General features: G+C 69.9%; 12 protein-coding genes. All 12 read left to right on the plus strand.

Going from position 1 to position 15377, the window contains the following annotated elements:
• The first annotated feature begins 2 nt into the window (after positions 1-2).
• The 12 genes from dctP to GGR43_RS09175 all read left to right on the plus strand — a co-directional run bounded on the left by dctP (position 3) and on the right by GGR43_RS09175 (position 15370).
• Positions 3-1046 carry a TRAP transporter substrate-binding protein DctP gene (dctP, locus tag GGR43_RS09120; protein WP_188071660.1) on the plus strand — a complete coding sequence of 348 codons (1044 nt, stop codon included), beginning with the start codon at positions 3-5 and terminating at the stop codon, positions 1044-1046.
• On the plus strand, positions 1043-2236 hold the full coding sequence (locus tag GGR43_RS09125) for a CaiB/BaiF CoA transferase family protein (protein WP_223177370.1): 1194 nt from the start codon (positions 1043-1045) through the stop codon (positions 2234-2236). The genes dctP and GGR43_RS09125 overlap by 4 nt, the downstream gene beginning before the upstream one ends.
• Positions 2233-3270, plus strand: coding sequence for a CoA transferase (locus GGR43_RS09130; RefSeq protein WP_188071661.1), 1038 nt, complete (start codon positions 2233-2235; stop codon positions 3268-3270). Before GGR43_RS09125 ends, GGR43_RS09130 begins: the two co-directional genes overlap by 4 nt.
• On the plus strand, positions 3267-4439 hold the full coding sequence (locus GGR43_RS09135) for a CaiB/BaiF CoA transferase family protein (RefSeq protein ID WP_188071662.1): 1173 nt from the start codon (positions 3267-3269) through the stop codon (positions 4437-4439). Before GGR43_RS09130 ends, GGR43_RS09135 begins: the two co-directional genes overlap by 4 nt.
• Positions 4436-5704 carry a CaiB/BaiF CoA transferase family protein gene (locus GGR43_RS09140; protein WP_188071663.1) on the plus strand — a complete coding sequence of 423 codons (1269 nt, stop codon included), beginning with the start codon at positions 4436-4438 and terminating at the stop codon, positions 5702-5704. Before GGR43_RS09135 ends, GGR43_RS09140 begins: the two co-directional genes overlap by 4 nt.
• Entirely contained in the window at positions 5704-8154 is a 2451-nt protein-coding gene (locus GGR43_RS09145) for a 2-hydroxyacyl-CoA dehydratase family protein (RefSeq protein WP_223177371.1), read from the plus strand. Before GGR43_RS09140 ends, GGR43_RS09145 begins: the two co-directional genes overlap by 1 nt.
• 165 nt (positions 8155-8319) lie before the next feature.
• A complete protein-coding gene (locus GGR43_RS09150) occupies positions 8320-8571 on the plus strand; it encodes a hypothetical protein (protein ID WP_188071664.1) in 252 nt (83 codons plus the stop codon).
• Positions 8572-8626: 55 nt separating this feature from the next.
• Positions 8627-9931, plus strand: coding sequence for a L,D-transpeptidase scaffold domain-containing protein (locus GGR43_RS09155; protein ID WP_188071665.1), 1305 nt, complete (start codon positions 8627-8629; stop codon positions 9929-9931).
• A gap of 205 nt (positions 9932-10136) precedes the next feature.
• Positions 10137-13490 carry a glycosyl hydrolase gene (locus GGR43_RS09160; protein WP_188071666.1) on the plus strand — a complete coding sequence of 1118 codons (3354 nt, stop codon included), beginning with the start codon at positions 10137-10139 and terminating at the stop codon, positions 13488-13490.
• 111 nt (positions 13491-13601) lie between these two features.
• A complete protein-coding gene (locus GGR43_RS09165) occupies positions 13602-13838 on the plus strand; it encodes a hypothetical protein (protein WP_223177372.1) in 237 nt (78 codons plus the stop codon).
• 19 nt (positions 13839-13857) lie between these two features.
• Positions 13858-14739, plus strand: a complete 882-nt coding sequence (locus tag GGR43_RS09170; RefSeq protein WP_188071667.1) for a 2-dehydro-3-deoxygalactonokinase — start codon at positions 13858-13860, stop codon at positions 14737-14739.
• Entirely contained in the window at positions 14732-15370 is a 639-nt protein-coding gene (locus GGR43_RS09175) for a 2-dehydro-3-deoxy-6-phosphogalactonate aldolase (protein WP_188071668.1), read from the plus strand. Before GGR43_RS09170 ends, GGR43_RS09175 begins: the two co-directional genes overlap by 8 nt.
• Positions 15371-15377: the final 7 nt, after the last annotated feature.

A 15377-nucleotide genomic window follows, 5' to 3' on the forward strand; every position in this document is an offset into this window, starting at 1 on the left:
CGATGCGCCGCTTCCTCATCCCCCTCGCCGCCGCGCTGGCCCTGGCCGCCTGCGGGCCGGCGCCGAAGCAGGCCGAGCATGTGCTGACCTATGCCAGCCCCTATCCGCCCGGTCACCCGTTCAGCCGCGCCGACCGGGAATGGATGGCGGAGATGGAGCGCGCCAGCGGCGGCCGCATCGCCTTCCGCCCCTACTGGTCGGGCGCGCTGCTTTCCAGCGACATGAGCATGGAGGAGATCCGCCACGGCGTCGCCGACATCGGCCTCATCACGCCGATCTATGCCAAGGGCGGCGCGCATCTGCTGCGCGTGCAGTCCGGCTTCTACGGCGGCGTGCGCGACATAGCCGAGCAGATCGCCGTCTATGACTGCCTCGCCGGGCGCTTTTCCGGCTTCGCGAAGGAGCTGCACGGCCTGCATGTGCTGGCGGTGCAGGGCGGCAATTTTCCCGGCGTGCTGACCCGCACCCGCCCGATCCGCCATCTGGAGGATTTCAAGGGCCTGCGCCTGCGCGCGCAGAGCGATGCGGTCGACGTGCTGAAGGAACTGGGCGCGGACCCGGTCAACATGCCGATGAGCGAGGTCTATTCCGCGCTGGCCAAGGGCGTGATCGACGGCGTGATCGCCCCGGCCGACACGATCAAGAGCCTGCATTTCTCCGAAGTGGCGAAGCATTTCACCAGTATCCGCTTCAGCCGGGGCGCCTACCCCGCGCGGGCGATATCGGACAAGGCGTGGCGCCGCCTGCCGCAGGACCTGCGCGACCTGCTGTCCGACGGGCGCCGGACATGGGAGGCCGCACTCAACCGCGAGCTGTTGCAGGCGGAGGCGGACGGCATCGCCTTCGGCAGGGAGAACGGCATCGATTTTGCGTCGCTGCCGCCTGAGGAGCAGGCGCGCTTCGATGGCCTTTATAATCGCGATGCGGCGCGGCAGGCGGAGCGGCTGCGCTCGATCGGCATCGACGGCGTGCCGGTGTTCGAGGCCGCCCAGCATCTCATCACCACCGGCTCGGCCGGACGCTGCACCAGAGGAGGGAAGCTTTGACCCTGCCGCTTGAAGGCGTGAAGATCGCCGATTTCTCATGGGTGGGCGCGGGCCCGCGCGCCACCAAGGACATGGCCGATTTCGGGGCCACGGTCATCAAGATCGAATCGCGCAAGCGGCTCGACCTCGGCCGCCTGTCGCCACCCTTCGCGGGCAAGGGGCGCGATCCCGACGCGTCGGCCTTCTTCGCCATCACCAACACCAGCAAGATGGGGGTGACGATCAACCTCGGCGACCCGCGCGGGGTGGAGGTGGCGAAGAAGCTGGTCGCCTGGGCCGATATCGTGGTCGAGAATTTCAGCCATGGCTATATGGACCGGGTCGGCCTGTCGTTCGAGACGCTGAAGAGCATCAAGCCGGATATCATTCAGGTAAGCGTCAGCGTCGCCGGGCGGGAAGGGCCGCTGGGGACGCTGCGCGGCTATGGCAATTCCGCCGCCGCCCTGTCCGGCCTCGCGGCGCTGTCCGGCTGGCCGGATCGCGACCCGCACATGCCGCCCTTCGCCTATGGCGACGTGGTCGCGCCGATGTTCGCGACCGTCGCCATGCTGGCCGCGCTGGAGCATCGCGACCGCACCGGCGAGGGGCAGCATATCGATATCTCGCAGGTCGAGCCGCTGGTGCACGTCCTCTCCGATTGCCTTGCGCGCGAGCAGGCGGGTGGCTTCGCCAAGCCCGGCAACCGCTCGCCGTCCATGGCTCCGCACGGTGCCTTTCCCTGTCGCGGCAAGGACCAGTGGTGCGCGATCGCGGTGGCGGATGACGCTCAATGGACGATGCTGGCCGAACTGGTCGGCGTGGGCGGCGATGCGCGTTTCGCGACGCTCTCCGGTCGCAAGGCGAATGAGGATGCGCTCGAAAGCCTGATCGCCGACTGGACCGATGGGCAGGACAAGCATGTGCTGGCCGATCGGCTGAGCGCGCTCGGCATCGCGGCCGAGGCGGTCAATGACGGGCGCGACGTGTTCACCGATCCCGAACTGGCGACCAACGGCCATTATCACCGGATCGACCATCCGAAGCTCGGCCGCTGCGACCTGCCCGGCCCGCCGATGCGCTTTTCGGCGGCGGAGATGCGCGTCGAAAACCCCCCCTGCCTCGGCGAGCACAACCGCGCGATCTTCGTCGACCTGCTGGGCATGGACCCGGCCGAGGTCGACGCCCTCGTGCAGGAAGGAGCGCTGGCATGATGCTGCAATCCCTCACCGTCCTCGACCTGACGAGCGGCCTCGGCGCGATCGCCGGGCGGATGCTCGCCGAGCTGGGCGCGACCGTCACCAAGGTGGAGGCAGGCGCAGGCGACCCGCAGCGCGCCGACGCCCCCGCCTTCGCCGCATGGAACCATGGCAAGCGATCCAGCGGTGCCGATCTGGCGGCGCTGGTGCCGCAGGCCGACATGGTGATCCGCAACCCCGGCCTCGATCATGCGGCGCTGCTCGCCCTCAATCCGCGCCTGATCGATGTGGTGCTCGCCCCGTTCCTGCCCGGTCCCAACCGGGACCGCCCGGAAACCGACCTGACGCTGATGGCGCGTTCCGGCCTGATGGCGATCGTCGGCGATCCCGATCGCGCGCCGCTGACCATGCCGGGCGAGCAGGCCCATGCGCTGGGCGGCATTCAGGCCGTTATCGCCGCGCTGACGGCGCTGCGCCACCGCCGCGCCACCGGCAAGGGGCAACTGGTCGAGGTGAGCGCCTATCAGGCCGCCGTGCTCGCCAATTATCGCGAGCCGCTGACATGGGAATGGACCGGCCGCGTCGGCGCCCGCACCGGCAATCTGCTGGTGCGCGGGGCGTCCGGCGTGCGGCAGGTGTGGCGCTGCAAGGACGGGTTCGTCACCTGGGCGCTGGTCGACAATCCGCCGATGATGCGCGGCATGGTGACGGTGATGGGCGACGCCGCCGGGCCGCTGGCCGAGGTGGACTGGAACGCGATCCTCGTCGCCGATACGCCGCGCCCGGTGCTGGAGGCATGGGAAGCGCGGGTCGAGGCCTTCTTCCTTGAGAGGACGCGCGCCGAGCTGGGCGAGCTTTCCGCGCGGCACGGCCTCGGTCTGTCGTGGATCGACGCGCCCGCCGACGTGCTTGCCAGCCCGCATCTCGCCGCGCGGGGCCTGTGGCGCGAGGTGGACGGAATGAAGCTGCCCGGCCGCCTCTGGGTGTCGTCGCTCGATGCGTCCGCGCCCTCCGGCCATGTGCCCGGCTTGGGGGAGGAGGACGCATGAGCGCGCCGCTTTCCGGCCTGAAGGTCGTGGATTTCTCGAAATTCCTGCCCGGCCCCTATTGCACCTGGATGCTGGCGGACCTCGGCGCGGAGGTGATCCGCATCGAAAATCCGCGCGAGCTGGCCAAGCAGCGCAAGGTGTTCGGCTGGGACAGGCTGAGCGAGGAGGAGAATGCCCGGTTGCGCGCGCATGACATCTTCACGCGCGGCAAGAAGAGCGTGCTGCTGGACCCCGGCGCGGAGGCGTGCCGCGCCGCCATCCACGACCTGATCGCGCAGGCCGACATACTGGTCGAGGATTACCGTCCCGGCGTGATGGAGAGCATGGGCTATGGCTGGGAGGCGATGGCCGCGCTCAACCCGCGTCTCATCTATTGCTCGGTCACGCTCTGCGGCCAGACCGGCCCCTATGCGCGCAAGCCGGGGCATGATCCGGTCGCGCTCGCCATCGCGGGCGCGCTGTCGCGCATCGGCGAGGATGCGGAGCGGCCCGGCTTTCCCGGCGTGCCGGTGGCCGACCTGCTGAGCGGCTCCAACGCCGTCATCGGCATATTGTCCGCCGTCATCGCCCGCGCGGCGACCGGGCGGGGGCAGCGCGTCGATATCGCGATGTCGGATGCGTCGATGGCGCTGATCGCCACGGTGCTGTCCCGCAACCCCGATCTTTCCAGGGCGCCGCCGCGCGGCATGCACCGCGCCGATTCCGGCATCTGGCGCACCAGCGACGGCCTCTATCTCGTCACCACCGATATGGAGCCGCGCTACTGGCGGCTGTTCTGCGAGGCGATCGGCCTGCCCGATCTGGCCGACCGCCAGATGGACCGCGCCAGCTGGCCCGCGATGAAGCAGCGGATCGCGCAGGTGATGGCGACGAGGACACAGGCCGAATGGTGCGTCCTTCTGGAGGCGGCGGGCACCCAATATGCGCCGGTCTATTCGGTCGCCGAGGCGCTGGCCGATCCGCACAACCGGGCGCGCGGCATGGTGTGCGAGGTGCCCGCGCCCGGCGGCGACCCGGTGACGCATATCGGCTCGCCCATCCATCTTTCCGACACGCCGGCCGTCCCGCCGGCCGCCGGCCGCCCGGCCGGGGCCGACACCAGAGCGGTGCTCGCCGGCCTTGGCTATGACGACGCGCGGATCGCCGCGCTGACAGGGGAACAAGCATGACCACTAATCCAACGGGCAACCTGTTCGGCGCGAAGGAGCGCCCGCTCGAAGGCCTCCGCGTCATCGACCTGACCCGCGCGCTGGCCGGGCCCTATGCCACGCTGCTGCTGGCGGGCCTCGGCGCGGAGGTCATCAAGATCGAGGATCCGCGCGGCGGCGACCTCGCCCGCGAGAACAGCCCCTATGTCGGCCGTGACGGCATCGTCGTGGAGCGGTGCCATGAGGATGACGTCTCCGTCTCCCACCTCACCCGCGCGCGCGGCAAATATGGCGTGGCGCTGGATTTCAAGAAGCCCGGCGCGCAACAGGTGTTCCGCGATCTGGTGCGCGGCGCCGACATCGTGGTGGAGAATTTCACCAGCGGCACAGCCGATCGCCTCGGCATCGGCTATGATGTGGCGCGGGAGGAGAATCCCGGCATCATCTATTGCTCGCTCAGCGGCTTCGGCGCGACCGCGCCCGAAGGCGGCAAGGCGATGGACATCATCATCCAGGCGCTGTCGGGCGCGATGTACGCCAGCGGCGGCCCCAACGAGCCGCCGGTGCGCATCGGCATCCCGATCGCCGACATGCTCGCGCCGGTGTTCGCGGTGATCGGCATCCTCGCCGCGCTGGAACAGCGCCACCGCACCGGCCACGGCCAGCATATCGACGTGTCGATGCTGGGCGCGCTCACCAGCTTCGTCGCGATTGAGAACTGGTCGGCGATGGCGGCGGCGGGCATGCAGGCGCGCACCGGCCTCACCGTGCAGCGGCTGTCCCCGTTCGGCGTGTTCGAATGCGCGGACGGCTATGTCGCGGTCGTCGCCGTGCATGAGAAGCTGGCGCAGGGCCTGTTCCGCGCGATGGAGCAGCCGGAGCTGTCGCAGGACCGCCGCTTCTGCAACCGCGACGCCCGCGTCGCCAATGCGGCGGAGCTGGAGGCGCTGATCAACGGCTGGTCGCGCACGCTGCCGACGCAGGTGGTGGTGAAGAAGCTGGAGGCCGAGGGCGTGCCCGTCGCCCCCGTCCGCCACCCGGAGGACGCGCTGGTCGACCCCCGCGTGGTGGCGCGGCAGGAAACGATGGAAGCGGCGCATCCGAACTACGACACCCATATCGACCTGCGCACGGCGGGCATCCCGATCGTCTTTTCCGACGCGCGCACCGGCTTCGACGATGTGCTGCCCGTCCGCGTCGGCGAGCATGGCGAGGCGATCCTGTCCGGCCATCTCGGCTACACGCCGGAGCGGATCGCCGAGCTGCGCGCCGGCGGGGTGATCTGATGCCGGTGCCCGGAGCGTTTTCAAGCCAGAGGGAATCCTCTGACGGTTCGGAAAACGCGGGAAAGAAGGGACATTCGCTGCTGCCCGATATCGGCGCCGGGGCGGCCGATGCGCTCGCATCCCGCCTGCGGGCGGAAAGGCATCGGGTGATCCGCGTGCTGGGGCAGGATGCGCCCTATGACCTGCTGCGCGCATCGGGCTTCACGCCCGTCCGCCTCGTCGCCCGGCCGGAGATGGAAACGCCCCGCGCCGACGCGCTGGTCGGCACGGCGACCTTGCCCAAGCGCGGGCGGTCGCTGCTGGAGCAGATCGTGCGCGACGACAGCGGCGACCCGCTGCTCATCACCCATGCCGACAGCGAGCTGCCGCAGATATTCGCGGCGTTGCGTGCGCTGCTGGCGGAGGGGGAGATGGCGCCGAGGCCGGTGCATTTCCTCGATTTCCTGCATCTGCCGCGTACCTCGTCGCGGGACTATAACGCGAAACGCCTCGCGCGGCTGGAGGCATGGCTGGCGCAGCTGGGCGGCGCGCCCACCGGGGAGCAGGCGGAGTGCGCGCAGGCGCTGCTGGCCGAGGCTCGCGCGCTGCGGGAAGCCGCCGCGCCGCAGGTGAGCGGGAGCGAGCTGCTGCGCCTGATCGCCAGCGCCCATATGCTGCCCGGCGCGGAATGGCGGGCAATGGCCGAAGCCTTTCTGGCCGAGGCTAGGTCCCGCGCGCCGCAGGCGGGGGAGCGGCTCGTGCTGTTCGGTTCGCCCTGTCTCGACGCCGGGCTGCACGACAGGCTGGCGGACCGGGGCTTCCACATCGTCGCCGACGAGCAGGATTGGGGCGACCCGTTGCTCGCCCCGCCGCCCGCCGATCCCGCCGACCCGGTCTATCGCCGCCCGGCCTTCCTGACGTCCGCGCGCGATCGCGCCGCCGCGATCCTCGCCCGCGCCCGGTCGCTGGGCGCGACCCATGCGCTCTGCGTCACCGGACAGGAGGACGAGGCCGCCGCCTGGGATGCCGAAATTCAGCTTCGGGTGCTGCGCGAGGCGGGGATCGTTGCCGATCGCCATCGCATCGGCAGGGACGATCTCGACCGGCTCTTCGCGCCCGCCGATCCCGCGCCGCAGGCGCCCCCGGCCCGATCCGGCGCGCCCCAGGCCGCGCGCAAGCCCGCCGCCCGCGCCGATGGCCAGCGCAGCCGCAAGGCGCTGCAATCGGTGGCGGCGTTCGGCAGCTATCAGCGCGACTGGTTCGCCGGGGTGCGGCAGGATGTCGCGGCGGGCGCGCCCTTCGCGGTGGTCAACGCCAACAGCCCGCAGGAAATGCTGCGCGCGCTCGGCATTCCGTTCGTCGTCAACCAGTGGTGGGCGTCGATCGCCGCCGCCAAGCAGCAGTCGCCCCGCTATTTCGACCTGCTGCGCGCCCATGGCTATCCCGCCGATGTGGAAGCCTATAGCGCGCAGGGCCTCGCCGCCGCCTTCGACGAGGATGCGGAGCAGGCGCCATGGGGCGGCCTTCCCCGGCCCGATTTCGTGCAGGCGGTGCTCGGCACCGATGCGACGCCGCGCATCTACGACCATTGGGCGCAGGAAACGGGCGCCGACCTGTTCCTGTTCGAGCGCACCGTCGACCCCCGGCTCGACATCAACGCGGATTGGTGGGACCGCCTGCCCGACCATTGGGACGAGGAGCTGGAGGCCGAGCGGCTCGACCTGATGACCGCCGAGCTGCGCGCCGCCATCGCCGCGATGGAGGAGAAGAGCGGCCGCCGCTTCGACGCGGAGGCTTTCGCCCGCATCATGGATATGGTGAACGAGCAGGAGGAATATTATCTCAAGACCCGCGACCTGATCGCCCGCAGCACCCCGGTGCCGGTCGGCATCGCCGACACCATGCCCGCGACCATGGTGCCGCAATGGCATCGCGGCACGCGCTGGGCGCGCGACGCCGCCAAGGCCTTCTACAAGGAGGTGAAGGCGCGGGTCGAGGCCGGGGAGGCCGCCTGCCCCGACGAGCGGCTGCGCCTGATGTGGATCGGGCGCGGTATGTGGAGCGACATGGGCTTCTACCAGCGCTGGCAGGAAAGCCATGGCGCGGTCTTCATCTGGTCGATGTATCTCTCGCTCGCCGCCGACGGCTATATCCGCCGGTTCGATGGGGGGCGTGATCCGCTGCGCGCGCTGGCGGCGCGGTTCATCACCATGGGGGACGAACTGCGCATGCCGACATGGGCGGGCGCATGGCATGTGCGCGAGGCGCATACCCATGGCATCGACGCCGCCATCGCCCTGTCCGACGCCGATCCGTTCGTGCTGCGCGCGCTGGAGCGGGCGGGCATTCCGGTGCTGGCGCTCGATCTCGACAATTATAATCGCGAGGCCAGCGACGCCGAGGCGATCGACCGGCAGATCCGCGCCTTCCTCGAAGGACCGGCGAGCGATCACGCGGCCCGCAGGCGCTGACCGCGCGCCGGAATGCTGACGAGTCGGCACCGGGTCGGCGCGTCTGGCGCACCGTTTGCCGCACGACACGGATATTTTCCCATCGTTAACGGGTTGGTTCACCTGCGTTCGCGCAAGGGCGGGTTCCTGTTCCGGGCGGGCGTCCTATTCGCAAGGGAGAGACCCATGACATTTCGATCCATCGCCCTGCTCGGTCTTGTGCCGCTGGCCCTCGCAGCCTGCTCCAAGACGGAGGAGGATGTCGCCGCGGTGCCGCCACCCCCGCCCGGCTCGGTAGCGGGCAGCACGGCGGCCGATCGGGACGGGGACGGGATCGTGGACGGCTATTACACGTCCGACGGCATCTACCATCCCTATGCCCCGCCCGCTCCACCGCCCCCGCCGCCCGCCCCGTCGCCGCGTGGGGAACGAGGCTGAGCGCCCAGTAGTGAAAGGTCGAAGTAAAGGCCAAAATCGAGGGATGCGGTGGCCGATGCGGCGCTGCATCCCTCTGTTCGTTGTGCTCGCCGCCCTTGGGGGAGCTATCGCCGTTCCCGCCCCGGCCCGCGCCGCGTCCGGGGAAAAGGCAGCGCCCGCGACGATCGCCCAATCGCTGCGGGAGGAAGCCGGCGGCGCGCTCCGCCGTTTCTATGCGACCCGCGATTTCAAGCCCCTCTGGGTGGCGAAGAGCGGGCGGATCGGCCCGGCGGCGGACCGCTTCTTGGGCTATCTGGAAACCGCCTCGCTCGATGGGCTCAAGCCCTCTTCCTATGATGTGGACGAGCTGCGCGCCGCCCTCGCCGGTGCGAAGGGCGGCGCGCCCGATGCGGTCGCGCGGGCCGAACTGCTGCTGACGGAAAGCTTCGCCCGCTTCGTGCGCGACCAGCGGCGGCCGGTGAATGTCGGCATGGTCTATGCCGACCGCAAGCTCAAGCCCAAGCGCCCGAAGGTGGAGGCGGTGCTGCGCTCCGCCGCGCTGTCCGGCCCCTTTGCCGATTATGTGGCCAATATGGCGTGGATGAGCCCGCATTATGTGCGGCTGCGCAACCTGCTCGCCCATGCGCGCAAGACGGGGGCGGGCGAGACGGAGCTGGATCGCATCCGCCTCAACATGGACCGGGCGCGCGGGCTGCCGGGGCCATGGACGATGCATGTGGTGGTCGATGCCTCGTCCGCGCGGCTCTGGTATTATCAGGGCGGCAAGCAGCTCGGCACGATGAAGGTCGTAGTGGGCGCGGCGGAAACGCAGACGCCGATGATGGCGGGCATGCTGCAATGGGCGATCCTCAACCCCTATTGGAACATCCCCGACTATCTGGTGCAGAAGAACATCGCGCCCAAGATATTGTCCGGCCGCTCGCTCGCGTCGATGCGGATAGAGGCGCTGTCGGACTGGAGCGAGAACCCCAGCACGCTCGACCCGGACGGCATCGACTGGGCGGCGGTGGCGGCGGGCAAGCGGGACGTTCGCCTGCGGGAGCTTCCCGGCGGCGCCAATTCGATGGGCAAGGTCAAGTTCCTCTTCCCCAATGACGAGGGCATCTATCTGCACGACACGCCCAATCGCGACCTGCTCGCCAAGCCGGACCGGCATTTGTCCAATGGCTGCATCCGGCTGGAAAACGCGCCCGCGCTGGCGAAATGGCTGTTGCGCAAGCCGATCGGCACCGCGTCGAAAACGCCGGAGCAATATGCGCCGCTGCCCGTGGCGGTGCCGGTCTACCTCACCTATCTGACCGCCGCCGCGACCGAGAAGGGCGTGGCCTTCCGGCCCGACATCTACGGCCGGGACAAGTAGCGCCTCCTCACCCCTCCCATCTTCCGGCATCTTTCGGCAAAAGGCTTGCCGGAGGACCGGGCGCGTGCACCCTTCCGTGAGGGGGCCTCTTTTTGGTTTGACGAATGCCTGCCTCGGCTTGTAGGACTATATCTCATAATATGATACATAGTTCAAGATTATGAGACTATAGCCGCCAGACTATGCCGAGGAGGATTGCCCGACCATGATCCGTAAGCCCCTGCGCCTTGCTGCCCTGCTTGCCTGCGCCGCCTCCTTCGCTGTTCCTTCCTGGGCGGATGAACTGGCGGACGGCTTCCACAATCCGCCGCAATCGGCCCGGCCCCGCGTCTGGTGGCACTGGATGAACGGCAATGTGACCAAGGACGGCATTTCGAAGGATCTCGACTGGATGCAGCGCGTCGGCATCGGCGGCGTGCAGAATTTCGACGCCAATCTGAGCACGCCGCAGATCGTGCCCGAGCGGCTGATCTACATGACCGAGCCATGGAAGGACGCGTTCCGCCATGCGGTGCGCGAGGCCGACGCCAGGGGGCTGGAATTCGCCATCGCCGCCTCTCCGGGGTGGAGCGAGACGGGCGGGCCGTGGGTGAAGCCGGAAGATGCGATGAAGAAGCTGGTCTGGGCGGAGGCGGAGCTGCGCGGCGGCCAGCGGCTGAAGGGCGCGCTGCCCGCGCCGCCGTCGATCACCGGCCCATTCCAGAGCGCGCAATTCCACGAGGCGCTGCCCGGCGGCGCGGAGATGCAGACGCTGCCCGCCTTCTATCGCGATGCGCGGGTGCTCGCCTATCCGCTGGTTCCCAAGGCGCTGCCGCGTCCGGCGGTGAGCGAAGGGGACGGCAGCCCGGTCGACGCCGCGCCGTTGCTGGACGGCGATCTCGAAACCGTCGCGCGCATCGGCAAGGGCGATGCCGCCCGGCCCGGCACGATGGTGCTCGATTACGGCAAGCCCGTTACCGTGCGATCGGCCAGCCTGTTCGTGCCCCATGCCCGCCCGCCCTTCGGCGACCCCGATTATCGGCCCGCGCTGGAGGTGGAGCAGGATGGCGGCTGGCGGCGCATTGGCGCCTTCCCGCTGACCGAGGTGGCGACCACCATCAGCTTCGCGCCGGTGACCGGCCGCCGCTTCCGTCTGGTGCTGGCGCCCAATGACGCGCCCAGGGCGCCCGGCCTCGGCGAGGGCGCGCCCGGCGCGATCACCATGGACGTGTTCGCCCGCCCGCAAAGCGACACGCTGGCGATCGGCGATTTCCGCTTGCTGGCCGAGGCGCGGATCGACCGGTTCGAGGCGAAGGCCGGTTTCGCCCTCGTTTCGGATTATAACGCGCTGGCCGAAAAATCGGCGGCGGACCTGCCCGCGATCGATCCGGCGAAAGTCGTGGACCTGACCGATCGGCTGCGCCCCGACGGCACGCTCGACTGGACCGCGCCCGCGGGCAGCGACTGGCGCATCGTCCGGATGGGCTATTCGCTGACCGGCAAGACCAACCATCCCGCGACGCCAGAGGCGACCGGGCTGGAGGTCGACAAATATGATCCCGCTGCCGTGCGCCGCTATATCGAAACCTATCTCGGCCTCTATCGCGACGCGGTGGGCGCGGAATGGATCGGCAAGAAGGGCATCCGTGCGCTGCTGACTGACAGCATAGAGGTCGGCGCATCCAACTGGACGCCGCGCATGGTCGAGGAATTCCGCGCGCGGCGTGGTTATGATCCGGTGCCGTTCCTGCCCGCGCTGACCGGCGCGGTCGTCGGCTCGGCGGCGCGCAGCGATGCGTTCCTGCACGATTTCCGCCAGACGCTCGCCGATCTGCTGGCCGATGCCCATTATGGCACCATCGCCAAGGTCGCGCATGAGCAGGGCCTCATCGTCTATGGCGAAGCGCTGGAAAACGGCCGCCCGGTGCTGGGCGACGATCTGGCGATGCGCGCGCACGCCGATGTGCCGATGGCCGCGCTGTGGACCTATAATCGCGGTTCCGCGCCGCGTCCGACGCTGATCGGCGACATGAAGGGCGCGGCGTCGGTTGCCCATATCTACGGCCAGAACATCGTCTCGGCCGAATCGATGACGGCGGCCTTCGCCCCGTGGGCGTTCGCGCCTGCCGACCTGAAGCGCGTGATCGATCTGGAATTCGTGTCCGGCGTCAACCGCCCGATCGTCCACACCTCCGTCCACCAGCCGGTGGACGACAAGCTGCCGGGGCTCAGCCTCGCGATCTTCGGTCAATATTTCAACCGGCATGACAGCTGGGCGGAGATGGCCAGGCCCTGGGTCGATTATATGGCGCGCACCGGCTTCCTGCTGCAACAGGGGCGCGACCATGCCGATATCGCGTGGTTCCATGGCGAGGACATGCCGGTCACCGCGCTGTTCGAGCATGGCGAGCCCGCCGGGCTGCCCCGCCGCCATGGCTATGATTTCGTCAATGCCGACATCCTCGCCAAGGTGCTGAAGGTGGAAGGGGGCGAGCTGGTCGCGCCCGGCGGCGCCCGCTATCGCGCGCTTTATCTGGGCGGGTCCAGCCGGGTGATGACGCTGCCGACGCTGCGCCGCATCGCGCAGCTGGCCGAGCAGGGGGCGACGGTCATCGGCGCGGCGCCCGAACGCTCGCCCGCGCTTCAGGACGATCCGACCGCCTTCCGCGCGCTGGTGGCGCGGCTGTGGAGCGGCGCGCCGGTCACGCCGGTCGGGCAGGGACGGGTGATCGCCGAAACCGACGTGGAAAAGGCGCTGGCGGGCATCGGCATCGGCCCCGATTTCAGCTTCGCGGGCGCCGGGCCGGATGCCGACCTGCGCTTTCTCCATCGCAAGCTGGCCGATGGCGACCTTTATTTCATCCGCAACGGCCTGTTCCGCCCCGAAAAGATCGAGGCGCGGTTCCGCGTCACCGGGCGGCAGCCGGAATTGTGGCGGGCGACGGACGGGACGGCGCAGCCGCTCTCCTACCGCACCGAGGGCAGCCAGACGGTGGTTTCGCTGGATGTCGGGGCGGAGGACGCCTTCTTCATCCTGTTCCGCAAGCCTGCCGATGCGCCTGCGCTGACGATCGCGCAGCCCGACATGCGGCCGGTCGCCACCCTCTCCGCGCCGTGGAAGGTGACGTTCCAGCAGGGGCGGGGCGCGCCCGCGTCCCTCACGATGAAGACCCTTGCGCCGCTCAACGAGTCCGCCGATCCGGGCGTCCGATATTTTTCGGGCATCGCGACCTACACGACCAGCTTCGCCCTGCCCAGGGGCGTGAAGCCGGGCGCGCCGCTGTCGATCGATCTCGGCGCTATCGGGGATCTGGCCGAGGTGCGGGTGAACGGGCAGCTCGCCGGGGCAAGCTGGTTCGCGCCGCATCGCCTCGATATCGGCAAATGGGTGAAGCCGGGCAGCAACAGGCTGGAGGTGAAGGTCGCCAATCTCTGGGTCAACCGCCTGATCGGCGACCAGCAATCCGGTGCGGAAAAGATCACCTTCACCGCCGCGCCGACCTATCGCCCCGATGCGCCGCTGCGCCCGTCCGGCCTGATCGGGCCGGTCACGCTGATCGCGGAAACCGGGGACCGATGAACGCAGTTCCGCTGCCGATCCGGCCTTTCGCACGGCACGAAGCTGTATTAGGACCGGCGGCACCCCTGCGGGGATCGCCATCCCGGACGATCGTCGGGGTGGAAAGAGGAAATGACCGTGACGTCCGATCAGATGGTGGACCTGCTGCTCGCCCGCCTGGTGAAGGAGCGGGGCGGCGGAAAGTTCCGCTGGCGCCGGGTCGTCGGCCCGGTCCGCCTCTACAGCCTTGCGACGCATCCGCATTGCAACTGGGCGATCACCCCCGCCGGAACCTCGGCCGAAGTGGAGGCGGTGGAGCGGCTGGCCGACGATTTGCGCCTGTCCCATCCGATCCTGTCGGGGCGCTGAGCCGGATGGGGCGGCGCGGATGAAAGGCGGCCCCTGCCTCGCCATCGACTGGGGCACGACCAATCGGCGCGTCCATCTGCTGGACGCGGGCGGCGCGGTGCTTTCGACCGAGCGGAGCGATCGCGGCATCCGGGCGATCGCGCCGGGCGGCTTCGGCGCGGAGATCGCCGCGCTGCGCGAGCGCTTCGGCCCGTTGCCGGTGATCGCCGCCGGAATGGTCGGCTCCACGCGCGGCATGCAGGAGGTGCCCTATGTGCCCGCTCCCGCCGACATCGCCGCGCTGGCCGCCGTGCTGGCCCCGGCGGCGGGCGTCGAGGATATGTGGATCGTGCCGGGCGTGTCCTGCCGCACGGGCGGCCATGCCGACGTGATGCGCGGGGAGGAAGTGCAGGCGCTGGGCGCGGTCGCGGCCGGGCTGGCGCCCGCCGATGCGCTGGTCTGCCAGCCGGGCACGCACAATAAGTGGATCGAGCTGCGCGCGGGGCGCATTACCGGCTTCGCCACCGCGATGACCGGCGAGCTGTTCGCCCTGCTGCGCGACCACAGCATCCTCGCGGAGATGCTCGATGGTCCGATCGAGGACGGTCCGGCCTTTCGCGCCGGGGTGGCGGCGGCCGGGCAGGGCAATCTGCTGGAGCAACTGTTCGGTGTGCGCGCCGCCGTGCTGCTGGGCGATTTGCCCCGCACGCAGGCGGCCGCCTTTCTCAGCGGCCTGCTGATCGGCGCCGACGCGGGCGGCCGGGCGATTGCCGGGCGGACCGTGCATCTGCTCGCGGACCGGCAGCTGGGCGGCCTCTATGCCGCTGCCATCGAGGCGCTGGGCGGAGTCAGCCTGTTCATCGACAGCCGCGCCGCCTTCGCGGCGGGCATCCATTGCATAAGAGGTTTGTCCCATGTCTGACGCGCTGGCCCTGTTCCGTTCCGCCTTTGCCGCCTGCCCGCTGGTCGCGGTGCTGCGCGGCGTGACGCCGGGCGAGATCGACGCCATCGGCGACGCGCTGGTCGAGGCGGGCATCCGCATCATCGAGGTGCCGCTCAACTCGCCCGATCCCTATGACAGCATCGCCCGGCTGGCCCGCCGCCATGGTGACGGCGCGCTGATCGGCGCGGGCACGGTGCTGACGGCCGATCAGGCCGCGCGGGTCGCGGGCGCGGGCGGGCGGCTGATGGTGTCGCCCAATGCCGATGGCGCGGTGATCGCGGCGAGCGTCGCCGCGGGCATGGTCGCGCTGCCCGGCTTCTTCACCCCGACCGAGGGTTTCGCGGCGCTGGCGGCGGGCGCGCATGGGCTGAAGCTCTTCCCCGCCGAAGGGGCGAGCCCCGCCTTCCTGAAGGCGCAGCGCGCGGTGCTGCCGCCCGAGGTGCCGGTGCTGGCGGTGGGCGGGATCACGCCGGAGGTGATGCCCGCATGGCGCGCGGTGGGGGCGGACGGCTTCGGCCTCGGCTCCAACCTCTATCGCGCGGGCAAGCCGGCGGCCGAGGTGGCGGCGGACGCGGCGGCCTTCGTGGCGGCGGCGCGGGCGCCGCGCTGAGCGCGGC

This window comes from Sphingobium jiangsuense (assembly GCF_014196495.1).
Lineage (GTDB): Bacteria > Pseudomonadota > Alphaproteobacteria > Sphingomonadales > Sphingomonadaceae > Sphingobium > Sphingobium jiangsuense.

Coding starts and splice junctions, on each gene's coding strand:
- dctP (WP_188071660.1), top strand. CDS start 3: ATGCGCCGCTTCCTCATCCCCCTCGCCGCCGCGCTGGCCCTGGCCGCC.
- GGR43_RS09130 (WP_188071661.1), top strand. CDS start 2,233: ATGATGCTGCAATCCCTCACCGTCCTCGACCTGACGAGCGGCCTCGGC.
- GGR43_RS09135 (WP_188071662.1), top strand. CDS start 3,267: ATGAGCGCGCCGCTTTCCGGCCTGAAGGTCGTGGATTTCTCGAAATTC.
- GGR43_RS09140 (WP_188071663.1), top strand. CDS start 4,436: ATGACCACTAATCCAACGGGCAACCTGTTCGGCGCGAAGGAGCGCCCG.
- GGR43_RS09145 (WP_223177371.1), top strand. CDS start 5,704: ATGCCGGTGCCCGGAGCGTTTTCAAGCCAGAGGGAATCCTCTGACGGT.
- GGR43_RS09150 (WP_188071664.1), top strand. CDS start 8,320: ATGACATTTCGATCCATCGCCCTGCTCGGTCTTGTGCCGCTGGCCCTC.
- GGR43_RS09155 (WP_188071665.1), top strand. CDS start 8,627: ATGCGGCGCTGCATCCCTCTGTTCGTTGTGCTCGCCGCCCTTGGGGGA.
- GGR43_RS09160 (WP_188071666.1), top strand. CDS start 10,137: ATGATCCGTAAGCCCCTGCGCCTTGCTGCCCTGCTTGCCTGCGCCGCC.
- GGR43_RS09165 (WP_223177372.1), top strand. CDS start 13,602: ATGACCGTGACGTCCGATCAGATGGTGGACCTGCTGCTCGCCCGCCTG.
- GGR43_RS09170 (WP_188071667.1), top strand. CDS start 13,858: ATGAAAGGCGGCCCCTGCCTCGCCATCGACTGGGGCACGACCAATCGG.
- GGR43_RS09175 (WP_188071668.1), top strand. CDS start 14,732: ATGTCTGACGCGCTGGCCCTGTTCCGTTCCGCCTTTGCCGCCTGCCCG.